Raw genomic sequence first — 19,731 nt, 5'->3', positions numbered from 1 at the left:
TCGAGTTATGGTTGTTTTTTGCAGAATTATTATAACTCACATCATGCCGTCTAAAAAATAATCACGAAAGATCAACACGCCCTAAACATTTATAAAAATATAAACTGCTACAGTTATTCTAAAAAGTTGCTCATTTAGCAAAACTACAACTTATTGACAGTTAGTATATAATGTAAAAAATAACTGTGATATAGAGATAATTATTGATGTCTAGTCAAGACACACCCGCCCAAAATAAAATGTTAATAGAACGGTTTTTAGATTCATTATGGCTAGAACGGAACTTAGCTGAAAATACCATTGCTTCTTATAAACTTGATTTGTTGGCATTAAGTCAATCTTTACAACAACAAAATGTCACTTTCCTGACTGCCCAAACGCTTAACTTACAAGACTTTTTAATGCAGCGCGTCAAAGACGGGTATAAAGCAAGTAGTTCAGCGCGTTTACTTAGCGCAACTAAACGTTTTTTTCAGTATTTATATCAAGAAAACTATCGCACTGATGATCCTACTGCAGTATTATCTTCCCCCAAGCTGCCCAAAAAATTACCTAAAGATTTAACTGAATCGCAAGTTGATGCATTACTTGAATCGCCAAATATAGAAGATCCTATCGAGCTTCGAGATAAAGCAATGTTAGAAGTGCTTTATGCTACAGGTTTACGCGTATCGGAATTAGTGAGCTTAGAAATGAGTGAAGTTAGTCTGCGCCAAGGGGTGGTAAGAGTGATTGGTAAAGGTAATAAAGAGCGTCTGGTGCCACTTGGGGAAGAAGCTGTTTATTGGCTTGAATATTATTTTAAATATGCTAGAAATGATCTTTTAAAAGCAGGTCCTGTGGATGTACTTTTTCCTAGTCGATTAGGTAAAAAAATGACTCGACAGACCTTCTGGCATCGAATCAAATATTATGCCATACTAACTGGTATTAATATTGAAGCACTTTCACCCCATGTATTGCGACATGCTTTTGCGACACATCTGCTTAATCATGGTGCCGATTTGCGTGTTGTACAAATGTTGCTTGGACACAGTAGTTTATCAACTACCCAAATTTATACACATGTGGCAACAGAAAGGTTAAAACAGTTACACAGTAAACATCATCCTCGAGCATAGTGTTCGAAAAAATAAGGATAATTCAATGAAAAAATTAGTTTTATGTTTAGGTTTAGCTTTAATTTCAACTTCGGTATTAGCAAGTAATATTGATATTGAAAAATCTTTAAATAAATTGGGTTATGATAGTAAAGATCTAAATATTACTAATAGCCCTGTTCAAGGACTTAAAAGTGTTAGCACACCTGAGGGGATTTATTATGTTACAAACGATGGGAAATATTTAACCAAGGGCCCTATTTATGATATTCAAGGTGATGAACCTGAAAATATAGCTAATAGCAGCAATCTTCAGCTAATAAAACCAATTGAAAAAGATGCCATTGTGTATAAGGCAAAAAATGAAAAATACATCATTTCAGTCTTTACTGATTATACATGCCACTACTGTAAACTACTCCACGAAAATATCGATAAATATTTAGATGCAGGTATTTCTGTGCACTATTTTGCGTTCCCTCGAGCGGGTGCTGACAGTGATGTTGGTAAAAACATGCAATCTATTTGGAGTGTGACTGACCGTAAAGCAGCATTTGACAATGCATACAAAGATAAGCCTATCTCACCTGCTAGTAGTATGATACCTTATGTAACACAACAATTTAACGTTGGTAAAAAGTTAGGTATTGGCGGTACACCAGCAATTGTACTACCTGATGGGCAACTTGTTTCAGGTTACGTGCCAGCAGATAAATTAATTGAAATTTTAGATAAAAAAACAGCTAAATAACCATTAGTCAGTAATTACTGTTGAAATTTAAATATAAGATGAAAATACATGTTAGCGCGCATGCGCTAGCATATTAAATATGAAAAAAAATAAATTAAGACATCGCAAATTACCTGAAGTATATCCAGAATTTAATCATGATATTCCGTTATTGCTACAGCGAATTTATGCCTTACGTGGCGTTACTAGCATGCATGAGCTCGACTATACCACCCGCAATCTATGTAATTACGATAAATTAGCGGGTATTGATAAAGCCGTGGAAATTCTTTATTTAGCAATAAAGAATAATAAGCGCATTATGGTTGTTGGCGATTTTGATACCGATGGTGCGACAAGCACAGCCTTAACTGTCAAGGCACTTAAAAATATGGGTTGCCTTTTTGTTGATTATATTATTCCTGATCGTTTTGATGATGGATATGGGTTAAGCGTTTCGGTTGTTAAAAAAGCTATTTTACAACGTGCGCAGCTTATTATTACTGTTGACAACGGTATTTCTGCCAATGAAGGCGTTGACTTTGCAAAGCAATCAGGCTTGTCTGTTATTATTACTGATCACCATTTATGCCCAGCGCAATTACCTAATGCCGATGCCATAATCAATCCTAATTTACCTGATTGTATTTTTCCCTCTAAACATTTAGCTGGAGTTGGTGTCGCCTTTTACTTTATGCTGGCTTTACGCGCAAAATTACGACAAGAGAATTGGTTCACGGATAATAATTTGGCTGAATATAATTTGGCAAATTTATTAGATTTAGTTGCTTTAGGTACTATTGCTGATGTAGTTAAACTTGATCATAACAATCGCATTTTAGTTCACCAAGGTGTAAACAGGATTCGATCTGGTTATTGTAGTGAAGGAATCAAGGCCTTATTACAGATATCCAAAAAAGAGCCTACGTCGATAACTTCAACCGATTTAGCGTTTTATATTGCTCCTCGATTAAACGCAGCTGGTAGAATGGACAATATGACATTAGGTGTTCAATTATTACTTTGTGATGATTATGAATCTGCCATTGGCAAAGCAACAGATCTTAATAATCTCAATAACGATCGCAAGCTCATTGAACAAACGATGCATAAAGAAGCTTTGTCGTTTATTCAAGAAATTGAGAAACAAAACACCTCTATACCTAGCTTGCTCGTGTTTTATCATCCGGAGTGGCATCAAGGCATTATTGGGATCTTATCTTCACGTTTAAAAGATAAATATTATCGCCCAGTTATATCGTTCGCCTCAACTCAAGATGGTTTTTTAAAAGGCTCAGGGCGCTCAATTCCGGGCATTCATTTGCGTGATTTTATTGATGAATTAAATCAGCAACATCCTGATTTAATAATGAGCTTTGGTGGTCACGCGATGGCCGTTGGATTAACTATTCGTGAAGAAGATTTACAACGTTTTAAAAGTAGCTTTGAGGCACTTTTAGACACACGTTTAAAACCTGATTTGCTAGAACCTATCATTGACACTGATGGTGAAATAGAGAGGCAAGATTTTACTTATGCAATCGCCAAACAGCTAAAAGAATCAGGTCCATGGGGCGAAGGGTTTGGTGCACCCATTTTTGATGGTGAATTTATTATTCATCAACAACTATTATTTGCAGATAAACACCTTAAATTAGTCTTAGAACCCCAAAATGGCGGTCCACTTATTGAAGGAATATTTTTTAATGTAAATCGACAGCAATGGCCTGATCAATCAATAAAAAATGTACAAATCGTTTATCATTTAGATGTAGATGAGTTTCGTGGCAACCAAGCTCCACAATTAATGATTAAACATCTATGGCCTATCGCATAAGCAGGTAGAATCGATTATAATTAAAAAATTGCACTAAATTTACATCTGATTACTGGTCGAATCGACAATGGTTACGCAACATCATTGAGATAAAATTTATACAACGTTAAGGATTCAAAATGCATATTCACATTCTTGGAATTTGTGGCACATTTATGGCAGGAATTGCATTAATAGCCCGTTCTCTAGGTCATCAAGTAACAGGTTCAGATAAAAATGTTTATCCACCAATGAGTACACTTTTACAAAAAGAACACATTGATATTATTGAAGGATATGATCCATCACAACTCACATCTACACCTGATTTAGTCATCATTGGCAATGCCCTATCACGAGGCAATCCTTGCGTTGAATATATTTTGGATAATAATATTCCTTATATTTCAGCACCACAATGGCTACATGATAATGTGTTACGCGATCGCTGGGTTATTGCAGTTGCTGGAACTCATGGCAAAACCACAACAGCTGGTATGGTCAATTGGATTTTAGAAAAACAAAATTACAAACAAGGTTTTGTTATTGGTGGTGTACCTGGTAATTTTGATGTATCAGCAAGGTTAGGTGAAGGTAACTATTTTGTTATTGAGGCAGATGAGTATGATTGTTCTTTCTTTGATAAACGTTCAAAATTTATGCACTACTGCCCTAAAACACTTATCATGAACAATTTAGAATTTGATCATGCAGATATTTTTGATGATCTAAACTCAATTCAAAAACAATTTCACCATCTAGTTCGTTTAGTACCCAGCAAAGGGCTGATTATTGCACCTCAAGAAGATGTGAATTTAAAACAAGTATTGGCTAAAGGCTGCTGGAGCGAACAAACCTTTACTGAATCAGACACAGGCTGGTTAGCCCAACGTATCAATAACGACGCAAGCCATTTTGCTGTTTTCTATAACAATAAAAAAGTGGGCGAAGTAAAATATGCATTAGTCGGCGAACATAATATGCATAATGCATTAATGGCAATTGCAGCCGCTCATAATGTAGGCATTGAGCCTGCTGATGCTTGTTTGGCATTAGGTTCGTTCGTAAATGCAAAAAGGCGTTTAGAACTCTACGGTGAAATGAATAATATCGAAATCTATGATGATTTTGCGCATCACCCAACGGCAATCTTAGCAACTTTAGAAGCATTACGCAGTAAAATCGGTGCTAATCGCCGTATTTTAGCCGTGCTTGAGCCTCGTTCAAACACAATGAAATTAGGCGTATCTAAAGATGAGCTAGCGCCATCGCTTGGACGTGCTGACGAAATTTTCATCTTCCAACCTGAGCATCTCCCTTGGTTAGTTGCTGATGTGGTGGATGCTTGTATTCAACCCGCTTACTGGACTGGCGATATTGATTTACTGGTTGAAATGATCACCAAATCAGCTCGCCCTACAGATGCAATTTTAATTATGAGTAATGGTGGTTTTAGTGGTATCCATAAAAAGATTTTAGAAAGCCTAGAAAAGCAACAAATCAAAAATCAAGAAAAATTACCATTAATCAAATAACGATTTGATAGCAATATATGATATGCCACGTGATGTGGCATATCATATAAAAAGGATATTTCATGAATGAAACAACTGATATGATTGCTATGATATGCCGCAGAATAAAAATGGCAAGAATTGAAAAAAACTTATCTCAGCAAGAATTGGCTCAAAAATCCGAAATTGGTATTGCAACAATAAAACGTATTGAACAAGGCGAATCGATTACATTACAAACTTTGATTTCTGTTCTTCGTGGATTAGATGAACTTGATCAGCTTAATAATTTACTAGCTTACAACGAAGTTATCCATATTACCTCAGCAGAGCAGCCCAAACGAAAAAGAAAACAACGCACAGCAAAAATAGAGCAAGTAGATATGCTAACAGAGAATGATTTCTTGCGTTCTAAGGTTAATACTATGTGCTGGAAGCACTAAATATAATTTAAGAATTCGCCGATTACAAAACAGGCGAATTCAATAAAATATTCACGCTGCTAATTACAATGAACCGTAATTGCAAGCCCACCACGTGATGTTTCTCGATATTTTGCGTTCATATCTTTTCCTGTTTCATACATGGTTTTAATCACTTTATCTAACGATACTTTTGCCGCAGTAATTCGTCTTAAAGCCATTCTTGTTGCATTGATTGATTTTACGGCAGCAATGGCATTACGCTCGATACAAGGCACCTGCACTTGACCAGCAACCGGATCACAGGTCAATCCTAAGTTATGCTCCATTGCTATTTCAGCCGCCATGCAAACTTGCTCAGGATTCCCCCCTAAAAGCTCAGCAAGTCCTGCAGCAGCCATTGAGCACGCAACACCAACTTCGCCTTGGCAGCCAACTTCAGCACCAGAAATAGACGCATTGATTTGATAAAGTTGTCCTATCGCACCACAAGTTAGAAAAAATCGGATGTAAATATCAGGCGTAACTGGGTTAATAAATTTATCATAATAAGCAAGCACCGCAGGAATAATGCCACATGCCCCATTTGTTGGCGCAGTAACAACTCGCCCACCGGCTGCGTTTTCTTCACTAACGGCAAGCGCAAACATATTTACCCAATCAATAATCACCATGGGATCATTAATAATTTTATCTTTAGTGGTAGATAATTGACGATATAACGAAAACGCACGACGTGGAACTTTTAGTGGTCCTGGTAATAATCCTTCAGTATTCATTCCACGTTTGATACATTCTAAAATAGTTTGCCCAACGCGAGAAAAATAATCTTCAATTTCTTCATAGGTATGTAATTGCAACTCATTTTTCATCATAATACTAGAAATTGACAATGAATTATCTTCACAATGTTTTAATAGTTGTGCAGCGGAAGAAAATGGATAAGGAAGTTTTACTGAATCTTGTTTTTGCACCCCAAATTGTTCCTCTTCAACAATCTGACCACCGCCCACGGAATAATACGTTTTTTGAAACAGTAATGTATCGCCTTTATATGCAGTCAATGTCATGCCGTTTTCATGTAATGGTAAAAATTTAGAATGAAACACCATACAACTATCCAAAGCAAAGTCGATTTCGTAACGATTATGATAAATCGGTAAACGGTGAGTTTGGCTTAATTTTTCAATAAAAATAGGAATATTATCAATATTAACAGTATCAGGTTTTTCACCCGCTAAACCCATGATAATAGCAATATCTGTTTGGTGGCCTTTACCTGTTAATGACAAAGAACCATAAACATCAGCAACAATTTTAGTAACCGATGACATCATATCATTATCGATTAGTTGATCGATAAATGCCTTCCCTGCTCTCATTGGCCCTACTGTATGCGAACTTGAAGGACCAATACCTATCTTAAATATTTCAAATACTGAACTCATATTTTTTCCTTTTTGATGCCAAAAATAAATTAATACTGCTAGCCTAGTTATAACTTTATAAATTTTTTACTAGTTAAATAAAAATAACCTTATCAACACATCGCATTAATTGTTATAGTGATAGCTAAGTATCACTTTTAAAGATTATGAAAATAAGTTTTTAATATTCATTAGTAATTAATGTTTATTTTACGGTTAATCAGGTTTACCAATAGACTTTTTACCCATCGATGAATATCGACGGGTTTTATTTATTGCATAATATAGGTGGTTATTACCCATCTAATCAATTTTATAATAAATTATAGATAGCAGCTGAAATCGCAACTAGCCCCATAACAACAATAAACACATTACTTGGTTTTCCTCGATATTTTGCTAATACAGGTAATTTATGAATTGCATACATCGGCATTAAAAACAATAATATCGCTAAAATAGGACCACCAAGTGATTCAATAAGACCTAAAATACTAGGATTTAGTGTGGCAATGCCCCATGCTGTTACAAACATAAATACAATAGCAAGTTTATCAAGTTTCTTTTCTGAAATAGTTTTATTGCGGCTACGCAAGACTTTATTAACAATACCGTTAAAACCTTCTTTACCACCTAGATAATGACCTAAAAACGATTTTGCCATAGCAATAAAGGCAATTGGAGGACCAATATATTCAATAACAGGTGAGTTAAAACGATTAGCCAAATAAGATAGCGTTGAAATATTCTGCGCTTTCGCTTCTAAAAGCTCTGCTGGTGTTAAACAAAATGCACAGCTAAAAACAAAAAACATAACTGTGACAACCATCATTATATTACTTGCTGCAATAATTTTAGTACATTTTGGAGCAGCATAAATTTCACCATATTCTTTACGTTTAGCAACAGCTAAAGATGAAATAATCGGCGAGTGATTAAAGGCAAAAACCATAACAGGAATTACTAGCCAAAGTGTCATTAAAATACTTTGTTCACCATCACTACCATTACTGCCAAAAGATAAATTAGCAAAAATTTCACCATGCCATTGCGGAATTAAAAATAAAGCTAAAATCATTAAAACAGCAATAAATGGAAAAACCAATATAGACATAACTTTAACAATAAGTTCTTCACCAAAGTGAACAATTGACATTAAAAATGCAACTAAAACAAATGAAAGTAAAGCTCGTGGTAGTGATTCCATTCCTAGTTGGTGAACCATAAAACTATCTACCGTGTTAGTAATGCCAACACTATAGACTAATAATATTGGGTAAATTGCAAAAAAATAAAGCACTGTTATCCAGTTTCCTGCTGTTCGCCCAAAAGCCTCTTCAACCACAACGGTGATATCACCTTCACGACTTTTGCCTGATAATACAAATCGACACAAAGCTTGGTGCGCAAAAAATGTCATTGGAAAAGCAAGAATCAGCATAACCAATAATGGAATTAATCCGCCTACCCCCGCATTAATTGGTAGAAAAAGCACGCCAGCACCAATCGCGGTACCATACAGGCTAAGCATCCATAATGTATCACTTTTTTGCCATTTGGGTAATACTGATCCATTCTTTGAGTCTATTACAGCTTTGTTAGTCATTAACTTACTCATTTTATACTACTCCTTAATTAAATATGCTGTAAATATAATATCAAATGAACGACTATTACAAAGTGATCTCAATCACACTATCAATTAAAAATTAAATATAATCAATACAATAAATAATATTTAATTTGATACCAAACAAATTAAAAACGAATAAAGTATCAATTTTGATCTTTAACAAATAAAACAATCTACCGTTTTACCGCAAATTGCATTGACGGTTAAATGACAATAACTAAGAATTCATAGACAAAAGAATTGGCACCTATATCGTAAAATAACTTACGGTCGACCAATAACCTAAAAAACGTTTACTTAATGTTGTTTTAAGGTTTTACCGTTAGTTTTATATTTAAAATAGCGATAAAATTACTTTAGTGTTGTGCTTGGTACTGCTAAACTAGCTCACATTTTTATTATATTTATAAATAAATTATTTTTGGGATAAATTTATGCGAACCAGTAAATATCTTCTTTCAACGTTAAAAGAAACCCCCGCTGATGCAGAAGTCATTAGCCATCAATTAATGTTACGTGCCGGCATGATCCGTAAAGTGGCTGCGGGTTTATATACTTGGCTTCCCACTGGTTACCGAGTCCTTAAAAAAGTAGAAAATATTGTTCGTGAAGAGATGAACAAAGCAGGCGCAATAGAAGTACTTATGCCCGTTGTACAACCTGCTGATATTTGGCAAGAAAGTGGGCGTTGGGAACAATATGGGCCTGAACTATTACGGATTAAAGACCGTGGTGATCGTGATTTTGTATTAGGACCAACGCATGAAGAAGTAATTACTGACTTACTACGTAATGAAGTCAGTTCATACAAACAATTACCGCTTAATGTATATCAAATCCAGACTAAATTCCGTGATGAAGTACGCCCTCGCTTTGGCGTGATGCGTTCGCGTGAATTTATTATGAAAGATGCATACTCTTTCCATACCACACAAGCATCATTGCAAGAAACTTATGATGATATGTATAAAGCCTATAGTGCAGTATTTACACGCGCAGGTTTAAACTTTAGAGCTGTGCGCGCTGACACAGGATCAATTGGTGGTAACTGGTCACATGAGTTCCAAGTATTAGCTGACAGTGGTGAAGACGACATCGTGTTTTCAACAGAATCGGACTATGCGGCTAATATCGAAATGGCGCAAGCATTAGCGCCAACGCAAAAGCGCTCAGCGCCGACTAAAACCATGGAACTGGTCGATACGCCAAATGCAAAAACCATTGACGAATTAGTCAAACAGTTCAATTTACCAATCGAAAAGACCGTAAAAACTTTAATGGTTAAAGCAACCAAAGAAAGTGGTCATCAATTAGTCGCTTTATTAGTTCGAGGCGATCATACTTTAAACGAAATCAAAGCCGAAAAAATCGATATCGTTGCCTCACCACTAGAATTTGCAACCGAAGAAGAGATCCGCGCGTTAGTTAATGCTGGACCAGGATCATTAGGTCCAATTAACTTAAATATGCCAATTATTATTGATCGCGATGTGGCTGTTATGAGCGATTTTAGTGCGGGTGCCAATATTGACCACAAACACTATTTTAATATTAATTGGCAACGTGACGTTGCCTTACCTCGTATTGAAGATATCCGCAACGTAGTTGAAGGTGACATCAGCCCTGACGGCAAAGGGACATTACAAATTAAACGCGGTATTGAAGTTGGTCATATCTTCCAACTTGGAACTAAATATTCACAAGCAATGAAAGCAACAGTGCAAGGTGAAGATGGGCAAAATCACGTTATGATCATGGGTTGCTATGGGATTGGGGTTAGCCGAATTGTGGCAGCAGCAATTGAACAATGTCATGATGAACGTGGTATTGTTTGGCCAGAAGCGATTGCGCCATTTAGTGTCGTGATTATTCCAATGAATATGCACAAATCAGAAAAAGTCCAAGCAACAGCTGAAAAACTTTACGCAGATCTACAAGCTGCTGGCATTGAAGTTCTCTTTGACGACCGTAAAGAGCGCCCAGGAGTGATGTTTGCTGATGCGGAACTAATTGGTATTCCTCATACAATTGTCATTGGTGAGCGCAATCTTGAAAATGGCGAAGTTGAATACAAACATCGTGCTGGTGGCAATAAAGAAATGGTAAACGTTGATAATATTATTGAGTTTATCAAAAATCGCCGTCATAAAGCATAATAAAATTCGACTATTAACATCAAAAACTCAACAACCGTACTGATACGGTTGTTGAGTTTTGTCATTTCAATCATAACAATAGTGACTTTTTATACTTATCACCTCAAACAAACTAAGCATCCTAATGATAAATTCAAAGTGATATAGTTCTTTTTTTCGGCTAAAATAGATCAACAAAAATCTTATCTTAATTGGTTGAAAGAATGTTAAAAAAAGCCATTGCATTTGCACTCTCTACCTCGTTGTTATTACAAAACACATCTATCGTATATGCGGATAATATCAATCTCCCAGATATCGGCACCGCAGCAGCTACAACATTAAGTATCGGCCAAGAGATGGAAATGGGCGATTATTATATGCGAATGCTACGAGCGGGCGCACCCATAATAAACGATCCTGTGTTAAATCAATATATTAATGACTTAGGTAATAAATTAGTCGCTAAATCAGAATCAGTAAAAACACCTTTTCATTTCTATATTATGAAAAGCGATGTACTTAATGCATTCGCTTTTTTTGGTGGAAATGTCGTCATTCATTCTAAGCTCATATTAGATACCGATAATGAAAGCCAATTGGCCTCTGTTATGGCTCACGAAATTGGGCATGTCACCCAACGTCATTTGGCCAGAGCAATGGAAAACCAAAACCGTAATAGTCCTTATGTTTGGGGGGCAACATTAGGGTCTTTATTACTAACATTAGCCAATCCCGAAGCTGGTATGGCGGCAATGACTAGCACCATGGCAGGCTCTGCTCAAAATATGATTAGTTTTACGCAAAGTAATGAACAAGAAGCCGATCGTGTTGGTTTAAGAACGCTTGCTAAAGCTGGATTTGATCCTTATGCTTCATCTGAATTTTTACAAAAACTTGCCGATCAAAGCCGTTTTAGTAGTAAAGCGCCTGAAATACTACTTACTCACCCATTACCTAATAGCCGATTAACCGATATCCGCAATCGTTCAATGCAATATAGTAAAAAGAACGTATCGCCGTCATTAAGCTATTATTTAGCAAAAGCTCGATTAGCAATATTGATGGCTAAAAATAAAAATACCGCAAAACGATTAATTGAAGATTACCAAAAACTAAATAATGAACAAAGTAAAATAGCCATTATTTATGGTAATGCTTTAACTGACAACCTAAGGGGTAATAATCAAAAAGCAAAACAACAACTGCAACCATTATTAGATAGTGACCCGAATAATATTTGGTATATTGATTTAATGACTGATATTGATTTAGCACTCAACAATGGTAATGACGCAATTACTCGCCTACAAGCGGCGTTAAAAAAAGCACCGGATAGCTCGGCATTGCAATTGAATTTAGCTAATGCGTATATAAAAAATAAAAACTATCAACAAGCCGTCAGCTTGTTGCATCGCTATACGTTTGACCACAATGATGATAGCAATGGCTGGGAGTTACTAATTACAGCTTATGGTGGATTACATTCAAGGGCTCAAGAAATGAGTGCGCAAGCCGAAGCAATTGCATTAGAAGGTCAATTTCAGCAAGCCATTCAATTACTACAAAATGCTAAAAATCAAACCAAAGGTAATCAAACAATGATTTCCAAAATTGATGCCAGAATCAATCAATTAAAGCAGCTACAAAAACGTTATGCGGCTTATAAGCGATAATTGACTTTAACGATAACTTCTCGACTAATCATAGCAATAACCACTAGTCGAGAAGGTAAAACCTTTATTCTTCAGCTAAATGATCGACATTATTGTAAAATTTCACAGTAAATATGCCTTCATCCTGATCATTACTTTGCTTATAGTTAACTACACTAATGCTGGTATTTAACATCCGTGGAAAATAAGCCTCATCACGATGTAAACGCCAATCACCACCATTTAAAACACACAGTAATATACGTAATACTGTACCGTGCGACACAACCAAAATATTACCGGTATCTTGGGGCGCGTTTTGTACAATAGTGTTTAGCCCTTGCTGCATGCGCTCAAGTGTATCAAGGTAATTTTCTCCTTGATTGACTACAGCATCAAAATTAGCTGGATCAGTTAAATAAATATTAAATTCAGGCACTTCTTGTTTTAACGTTGGTACATGTTTACCTTCCCAAAGGCCAAAATCCATCTCACGCAGATCAGCAAGTTCAGAAGTAGGAATCGCAAAATTATTTTCGTTAATGATATAATCGCGGGTTTCCATAGCGCGTTGTTGAGTACTTGAGTATGCTTGCATAAAAGGCACATTTTTTAAATGTTGTCCCGTCACTTTAGCCCCTAAAATACCTTGTTCAGTTAACGGTGAATTTTGAGATCCTTGCATCTGATCTTTAATATTCCACTGCGTTTGACCATGTCTAATTAAATATAAATTAATATCTTTCATTCGTACTCAATACCTTATTTATTTTAAAATTCTTTTTACTGATATTTATCTTTTCTAAGATAGGTTAAACAAGCCTGTAAAGTAGCATCCATTGGCGCATGTAATTGCATCTCTTGTAAACTTTTAGGATGAATAAATTTAACACTGGCGGCATGTAAAAATAATCGATTAAGCTTTGTTGCAGCCAATAATGCATCAAACTGCCTATCACCATAGCGATCATCAAAAGCAATGGGATGATTAGCATATTGCGTATGGATACGGATTTGGTGGGTACGCCCAGTTACGGGGCTTGCTTTAATTAACGTGGCAAAATTAAAGCGTTCTTCAACTTTAAACCGCGTTTCAGATGGTTTACCCTCTTTATCGACTTTCACCACTCGCTCACCACTTTTTAATACATTTTTAAGCAGTGGCGCTTGTATCACTTTACAGTCAGAAGACCAATTACCCTTAACAAGCGCCAAATAATTTTTCTGCATTTGTTTAAGTCGTAATTGTTCGTGTAGCGCTTTTAGTGCAGAGCGCTTTTTAGCAATCAACAACACACCCGATGTTTCGCGGTCAATACGATGTACCAACTCCAAAAACTTCGCTTCCGGTCTTAGAGCACGTAAACTTTCAATTACGCCAAAACTTAAACCACTGCCACCATGAACGGCAATACCTGATGGTTTATTGATCGCCAGCATTACCTCGTCTTCATAGATAATTGCTTTTTCTAAGTCAGCAACTTTATTAAGCTTAGTCGAAATTTCGGGCATAGTTTTTTCAGTCATGCGAACAGGAGGAATCCGGACTTCATCACCAATACTCAATTTATATTCAGGTTTGATCCGTTTTTTGTTAACACGAACTTCGCCTTTTCTTAAAATACGATAAATCATACTTTTTGGCACACCTTTTAAATAGGTGATTAAAAAGTTATCAATTCGCTGCGTCGCATTTTCCTCTGAAATAGTAACAAATGAGACTTGTAATTTGGGTTGTGGAACAGTTGAGTCCATAAGAAATGATTAGCCCACCATCTATAGATAAAGTCGTTTACATTATTCAAAAATAAACTACACTATCGTAATTAAAAAATAAGATAGATTATATTCGATATAATTAAAGAAAAGATTATAACGGAATATTGGAGAATAAAATAGTATGTTATCGTTGCTTAATCAATACTCAAAAGGTCGATTTGCTTGGTTCTTATTGTTCTTTTCTACTCTTACTTTTGAAATAACCGCACTTTATTTTCAACATAGTTTAGGGCTTGCTCCTTGTACTCTCTGTATTTATCAACGCTGTGCTATTTTAGGCATCATGCTGGCGAGTATTATTGGACTTATTGCACCTTCTAATATTGTGGTTCGATTAATGGGGCTTTTAATTTGGCTTTTTAGCGCCTACCAAGGCTTTTCTTTAGCAGCATTCCATGCCCATTTACAGTTCGAACCTAACTTAAGCGACACTTGCACAATTAATGCGCAATTCCCCGTTTGGTTGCCCTTAGACTCTTGGTTTCCTAGCATGTTTAAAGCTTATGGTTCTTGTGCTGATAAAATTTGGTCATTTTTAACCATCGAAATGTCACAATGGATGATTATTATTTTTGCCTGCTATCTTATGGTTGGTTTAGGCGTGTTAATCTCACAGATCTTCCCATCGCCTAAAGGTTCAATCTGGAGTAATAAGTAACGTTATTTATAACACTGGCACTTTTTGTTGAGTTTGTTAGAATGTGTGGCAATTTTATTTTACAAATTGTCACACATAAATGCTTTTGGAATATCACCCGCCTATTGAACCTTGGCTATCTATTTTATATCAAGACGACCATATTGTGGTTGTAAATAAACAACCTGGTATTTTGTCGGTTTCAGGCAATAAACCCCAATTTATTGATAGTATTATTCATCGATTACAACAAAAATATAGCTATGTCGAATCCGTTCATCGGTTAGATATGGCAACCAGTGGCATTATGGTTGCCGCACTGTCAAAACTAGCCGATCGAGAAATAAAAAAACAGTTTCGAGAACGTATTCCTAAAAAAACATACATTGCTGTCGTACATGGGCATCTTGAACAGGATTTTGGTCGTGTTGAATTACCATTGATTTGTGATTGGCCTAATCGCCCAAGGCAAATGGTCGATTTAGAAAATGGCAAACATGCACTGACTGAATATCAAGTGATTTCACGCAACTCGGACAATACAACCCGCGTTAAATTATTTCCTTTTACGGGGCGATCGCATCAATTACGTGTTCATATGCAGGCCATTGGCCACCCGATTTTAGGCGATAAATTTTATGCGCACCCCGAAGCGTTTGCCATGTCTAACAGATTGCTATTGCACGCTCAATTACTCACCATTAATCACCCAAAAACAGGTGAAAGTATGACGTTTAGCTGTGAACCTGATTTTTAAAATAGCAGTATAAAATTTACTCATGCTAATCACTGATAAACAATTAATATTAAGGAAGTTAAAATGCAAAAAATTGTGTTAGCAACAAATAATCAAGGCAAAGTCAATGAATTGCAAAAATTACTCGCCGATGCCGGTTTTGATATTATTGCACAAAGCCAATTTAATGTGCCCGATGTCGAGGAAACTGGTTTAACCTTTATTGAAAATGCGATTTTAAAAGCAAGACATACCGCTAAATTAACGGGACTTCCCGCCATTGCCGATGACTCAGGCTTAGCGGTCGATGCACTTAATGGACAACCTGGCATCTATTCTGCTCGTTATGCAGGTGAACATGGCAACGACGCCAGCAACAATCAAAAATTACTCAGTGCGTTACAAAATATCCCAAAAGAAAAACGTACCGCTTACTTTTATTGTGCACTCGTTTTTATGCGACACGAAAACGACCCTACACCTATCATCTGTTTAGGCAAATGGCATGGTTTTATCTTAAATGAAGAGCTAGGTGACGGCGGGTTTGGTTACGACCCACTTTTTTATGTACCAGAATTAAACTGCACCGCAGCGCAACTAACTAAAGAACAGAAAAACCAACTATCACATCGTGGTCAAGCTCTTAAACAATTGATCACCCAAATTAAAACCGATTATTAATTGTTAACAATATTATTTATACGCCAAATTGTATAATAAGAAATAAACAGTATATAATTAAGGCATGGATGATATTGGAGTTAATATTGTGATTCTATTGATAGTAAGTGGTCGCTCCGGTTCTGGCAAATCAATTGCACTGCGGGCGCTAGAAGATATGGGATTTTATTGTGTTGATAATATTCCCGTTGTTTTATTACCTCAGTTAGCCAACTCATTAAAGGACAATAATACTCCTGTTGCAATTAGTATTGATATTCGAAATTTACCAGAAAATTTTGATTTTAATCACGATATATTTCAACGCTTACCTCAATCTGTTACACCCGAAATTATTTTCTTTGATTGCAGCCGTAACACCTTAATTCGACGCTATAGTGAAACAAGACGCATCCACCCATTAACCAATCAACAATATTCCCTTGAAGAAGCAATCGATCTTGAAGAAAAATATCTAGAACCGTTAAAATCGCATGCAAGCTTAGTTATAAATACCGACAACCTTTCAGTTCATGAACTATCCGACATATTAAGATCACGTATTTTGGGTAAAAAAGAGCGTGAATTAACCATCATTTTTGAATCATTTGGGTTTAAACATGGCTTACCGGTTGATGCCGATTTTGTCTTTGATGTTAGGTTTTTACCTAACCCGCATTGGGAGGTCAGTTTGCGCCCACTAACAGGATTAGATGAGCCTGTACAAAACTATTTATTAAAGCACAACGAAGTGTCTAATTTTATCAATAAAACCGCCAATTACTTAAATCAATGGCTACCTTTGTTAGAAAAGAATAACCGTAGTTACTTAACCATTGCAATTGGATGCACTGGAGGTCAACATCGTTCTGTCTTTATTGTAGAACAATTAGCCACATTTTTTAAAACACAAAACAAGCAAGTGCAAATTCGGCATCGAACTTTAGAAAAAAGGTAATCATTATTCGTCCAAAGTTTTATAATTTGATAATTCTTCAATTTGTTTTTTACATTTTTCAAAAATGTCTTTCAGCGTAGTTTTATGCTTCGCTGGCGCTGCTATTGTCGTAATCAAATCACTAAGTTTGGTCAATTCAATATCCTCAGGTAAATTAGCAAGCTTTGTTCTTAATACATTAATCGTTTGCGGATGAGGGTGACCAATAACAATGGCTACACCATTTTTACGTGCCAGTTTGACGGCCAAATCAAATTGCTGGCTAATAGCACTTTCTTTTTGCTGATCATCTAAAAAGACATCACGCGTTAACACTGGAATGTTGTAATTGCGCGCGGCATTTTTTATTTGAGTTTTACCGATTGTTTTGCTATCCAAGAAAAACATTGAATAATGGCTCAATGATTTCATAACATGTTCCATACCAGTAAGATTTGATGTCATCAAACTGCCCATATGATTATTAACACCAATGGCATGCGGCACCTGCTCAACTGCATTAGTTACAATGCGATTCACTTCAGCTTCGCTCATAGAGGGAAATAGCGTGTCTTTCTCTAGAGGCTGTTTACCTAGTGGTGCCATAGGCAAGTGAATTATCACATCATTACCATGCTCATGAGCCCTATTTGCAATACGCCTAGCATGTGGCGAATTGGGTAAAACGGCAACATTAATATTAGGCGATAATAAAATTACTTGCTCTTCATTATGTTGGCGATACCCAAAATCATCAATGACGATAGCAAGTTTTGCAGCCCAAACACAGTGAGTATTTATCGCCAATAGGATTATAATAAAAATAAAATAACGCACTATTTTAACCACCCACTCGGGTCAAGTGCCAAACCATCACGACGGATCTCAAAATATAAAGCAGGCGTATTTTGTCCACCACTTGAACCAACTAATGCAATAGGTTGTCCACTTTGAATTTTGTCCCCCACCGCAACCAACATGCGTTGATTATAGCCATATAAACTCATATCACCTTTACCATGCTCAAGCGCAACAACAAAGCCATAGCCCTGCAACCAACTTGCCAATATAACTCTTCCATCAGCAATGGCTTTAACTTGCATGCCATCTTTGGCATTAATCACCATTCCTTTCCAGCGCAATTCACCTTGGAGTGACTCCCCAAACCGATGCGCAACACGACCATTCACAGGCCAACTAAACTGATGTTGCGGTTTACCAATACCACTTACACGCGCCATTAATGACCGCTCATCAGAATTAGGAGTATAACGCGTATTCTTTTGCTTTTCTTCAATATTTTTTGCTTGTTTTGCTTCTTCTTCTGCTATACGCTTATTTTCTTGTTCCGCTTGGTCAATTTTCGCTTGTAATTTAACCTCATTATGACGTAAATCAATTAATTTTTGTTGATTTACTTGCATGGATGATTCAAGAGAAATTATCGTTTTTTGGCGATTTTGACGGTTTTTTTCAAGCCCTGCTTGTTGTTCTTGTTGTTTGCTTTGTAATGTTTTATGCAAAGCTTGCTTTTTTTGTAGCTCAATCCGCTTTTCATTCAATTGAATTTGCGTATCTTCAAGATCATGAATTTGTTGTTGTCGTGCTTGGTTAATGTAACTGTAATAAGTGATGATTCGATCATTACGCTCACTTTCCTCGCCCGAAAAAATCAACTCCAACCCTGTTGTATTGCCTAGTTTAAATGCGCTTTCTAGCTGTTTTGATAATATCGTTCGTTGCTGTTTTTGTTTTATCGTTAATACATTGATTTGTTCAATTAAATTATTGATTTCTTGATCGAGCTTTCTGAGTAATAAATCATTTCTTTCAATTGATGTTAAAAGTTTAGCAATTTCGGTTTCTTGTTCTTTAAGATTATTAACGAGCTCATTACGCTCTTTTTTTTGCTGCGCTAAACGCTTTTCTTGCTCTTCAATTGCATGACGTAAAGATTGAAGCTGCTGATTATCATCAGCATATAAAAAATTAATCTTCATTAATCCAATAAAAGCAATAACAACAATTTTTTGACAAATAGACATGGCGTTGTATTTATAATTTGTAACCAAGCAATAATAATGGTTGCCACTATACCGACAAATAGGTAAAGATGCAAAATGAAAACCACATACCAAGTATGTTGTAATTTTATTTTTCAGCATTGACTACTTTTTAGTTTGGTTTTTGCTATAAGCACATTCAAAAGCAATAAATAGCAACATTCCAATACTGTGAAAAATTAGCGTATTTTTTCATAAAAAACGTTCAGGTGACGCATTGATTTTATTGAATTTAACCTTAAATTTCAATTAAAATCATGAGCTTATAGATAGTTTATATTTTTTAGTATAACAGCATTACAGAGATGATATGCTCAGCTCAGCTAATCTAACTTAAATCAATTTTTTTGAATATCTCCCCTTTCAAACTGTCTCCTGTAAATCTAACTATTGGGAAATCAATAGGGGCTGTTGATCTTTGCTGTACATAAATTGCTCAACAATACATTGGCAGCCACATCAACATAAATGCCAGTGATACCATACT

Annotated in this window: 17 protein-coding genes; 11 read left to right on the top strand and 6 right to left on the bottom strand. The window is 36.0% G+C overall.

Features of this window, described 5'->3' with window-relative positions:
- Positions 1–206: 206 nt before the first annotated feature.
- From xerD to GQ593_RS12455, 5 genes are all read left to right on the top strand, one after another.
- Entirely contained in the window at positions 207–1,121 is a 915-nt protein-coding gene (gene xerD, locus GQ593_RS12475; RefSeq protein ID WP_160432331.1) for a site-specific tyrosine recombinase XerD, read from the top strand.
- 25 nt (positions 1,122–1,146) lie between these two features.
- Complete coding sequence (gene dsbC, locus GQ593_RS12470; RefSeq protein WP_160432330.1) at positions 1,147–1,851, top strand: bifunctional protein-disulfide isomerase/oxidoreductase DsbC; 705 nt, start codon at positions 1,147–1,149, stop codon at positions 1,849–1,851.
- Positions 1,852–1,930: 79 nt separating this feature from the next.
- Positions 1,931–3,667, top strand: a complete 1,737-nt coding sequence (gene recJ / locus GQ593_RS12465; RefSeq protein WP_160432329.1) for a single-stranded-DNA-specific exonuclease RecJ — start codon at positions 1,931–1,933, stop codon at positions 3,665–3,667.
- A gap of 119 nt (positions 3,668–3,786) precedes the next feature.
- Positions 3,787–5,181: a UDP-N-acetylmuramate:L-alanyl-gamma-D-glutamyl-meso-diaminopimelate ligase gene (gene mpl, locus GQ593_RS12460; RefSeq protein WP_160432328.1), complete on the top strand. Its 1,395-nt coding sequence runs from the start codon at positions 3,787–3,789 to the stop codon at positions 5,179–5,181.
- 62 nt (positions 5,182–5,243) lie between these two features.
- Complete coding sequence (locus GQ593_RS12455) at positions 5,244–5,603, top strand: helix-turn-helix domain-containing protein (protein ID WP_160432327.1); 360 nt, start codon at positions 5,244–5,246, stop codon at positions 5,601–5,603.
- Between the two features lie 59 nt (positions 5,604–5,662).
- Here GQ593_RS12455 and GQ593_RS12450 read toward each other — a convergent pair whose 3' ends face one another.
- Together GQ593_RS12450 and GQ593_RS12445 are read right to left on the bottom strand one after the other, a co-directional pair.
- A complete protein-coding gene (locus tag GQ593_RS12450) occupies positions 5,663–7,030 on the bottom strand; it encodes an L-serine ammonia-lyase (RefSeq protein WP_160432326.1) in 1,368 nt (455 codons plus the stop codon).
- Positions 7,031–7,322: 292 nt separating this feature from the next.
- Positions 7,323–8,615, bottom strand: a complete 1,293-nt coding sequence (locus GQ593_RS12445) for a serine/threonine transporter (RefSeq protein ID WP_202115493.1) — start codon at positions 8,613–8,615, stop codon at positions 7,323–7,325.
- Positions 8,616–9,076: 461 nt separating this feature from the next.
- Between GQ593_RS12445 and proS the strand changes: the two genes are divergently transcribed.
- Entirely contained in the window at positions 9,077–10,798 is a 1,722-nt protein-coding gene (gene proS / locus GQ593_RS12440) for a proline--tRNA ligase (protein WP_160432324.1), read from the top strand.
- Between the two features lie 203 nt (positions 10,799–11,001).
- Positions 11,002–12,453: a beta-barrel assembly-enhancing protease gene (locus tag GQ593_RS12435; RefSeq protein WP_160432323.1), complete on the top strand. Its 1,452-nt coding sequence runs from the start codon at positions 11,002–11,004 to the stop codon at positions 12,451–12,453.
- A 64-nt stretch (positions 12,454–12,517) separates the two neighbouring features.
- Here GQ593_RS12435 and GQ593_RS12430 read toward each other — a convergent pair whose 3' ends face one another.
- Together GQ593_RS12430 and rluC are read right to left on the bottom strand one after the other, a co-directional pair.
- A complete protein-coding gene (locus GQ593_RS12430) occupies positions 12,518–13,180 on the bottom strand; it encodes a histidine phosphatase family protein (RefSeq protein WP_160432322.1) in 663 nt (220 codons plus the stop codon).
- A gap of 35 nt (positions 13,181–13,215) precedes the next feature.
- The gene (gene rluC / locus GQ593_RS12425) at positions 13,216–14,187 is read right to left on the bottom strand and encodes a 23S rRNA pseudouridine(955/2504/2580) synthase RluC (protein WP_160432321.1); all 972 of its coding nucleotides are present in this window, start codon (positions 14,185–14,187) and stop codon (positions 13,216–13,218) included.
- A 145-nt stretch (positions 14,188–14,332) separates the two neighbouring features.
- Between rluC and dsbB the strand changes: the two genes are divergently transcribed.
- The 4 genes from dsbB (at position 14,333) to rapZ (ending at position 17,202) form a co-directional block, all read left to right on the top strand.
- Positions 14,333–14,869 (top strand): disulfide bond formation protein DsbB, encoded by a 537-nt coding sequence (dsbB, locus tag GQ593_RS12420; RefSeq protein ID WP_160432320.1) that lies wholly within the window; start codon positions 14,333–14,335, stop codon positions 14,867–14,869.
- A 79-nt stretch (positions 14,870–14,948) separates the two neighbouring features.
- Positions 14,949–15,605 carry a bifunctional tRNA pseudouridine(32) synthase/23S rRNA pseudouridine(746) synthase RluA gene (gene rluA / locus GQ593_RS12415; protein ID WP_160432319.1) on the top strand — a complete coding sequence of 219 codons (657 nt, stop codon included), beginning with the start codon at positions 14,949–14,951 and terminating at the stop codon, positions 15,603–15,605.
- 63 nt (positions 15,606–15,668) lie between these two features.
- Complete coding sequence (locus tag GQ593_RS12410; protein WP_160432318.1) at positions 15,669–16,265, top strand: XTP/dITP diphosphatase; 597 nt, start codon at positions 15,669–15,671, stop codon at positions 16,263–16,265.
- Positions 16,266–16,353: 88 nt separating this feature from the next.
- Positions 16,354–17,202 carry an RNase adapter RapZ gene (rapZ, locus tag GQ593_RS12405; protein WP_160432317.1) on the top strand — a complete coding sequence of 283 codons (849 nt, stop codon included), beginning with the start codon at positions 16,354–16,356 and terminating at the stop codon, positions 17,200–17,202.
- Between the two features lie 3 nt (positions 17,203–17,205).
- On the opposite strand, the gene GQ593_RS12400 is transcribed toward rapZ, so the two are convergent.
- Both GQ593_RS12400 and envC read right to left on the bottom strand, forming a co-directional pair.
- Positions 17,206–18,018 (bottom strand): divergent polysaccharide deacetylase family protein, encoded by an 813-nt coding sequence (locus GQ593_RS12400; RefSeq protein ID WP_160432316.1) that lies wholly within the window; start codon positions 18,016–18,018, stop codon positions 17,206–17,208.
- Positions 18,018–19,226, bottom strand: coding sequence for a murein hydrolase activator EnvC (gene envC / locus GQ593_RS12395; RefSeq protein ID WP_160432315.1), 1,209 nt, complete (start codon positions 19,224–19,226; stop codon positions 18,018–18,020). The genes GQ593_RS12400 and envC overlap by 1 nt, the downstream gene beginning before the upstream one ends.
- Positions 19,227–19,731 lie beyond the last annotated feature (505 nt).

The organism is Gilliamella sp. Pas-s25 (assembly GCF_009795885.1).
In the GTDB taxonomy this organism is placed as follows: domain Bacteria; phylum Pseudomonadota; class Gammaproteobacteria; order Enterobacterales; family Orbaceae; genus Gilliamella.
This window is presented reverse-complemented; position numbering and strand designations above follow the sequence as displayed.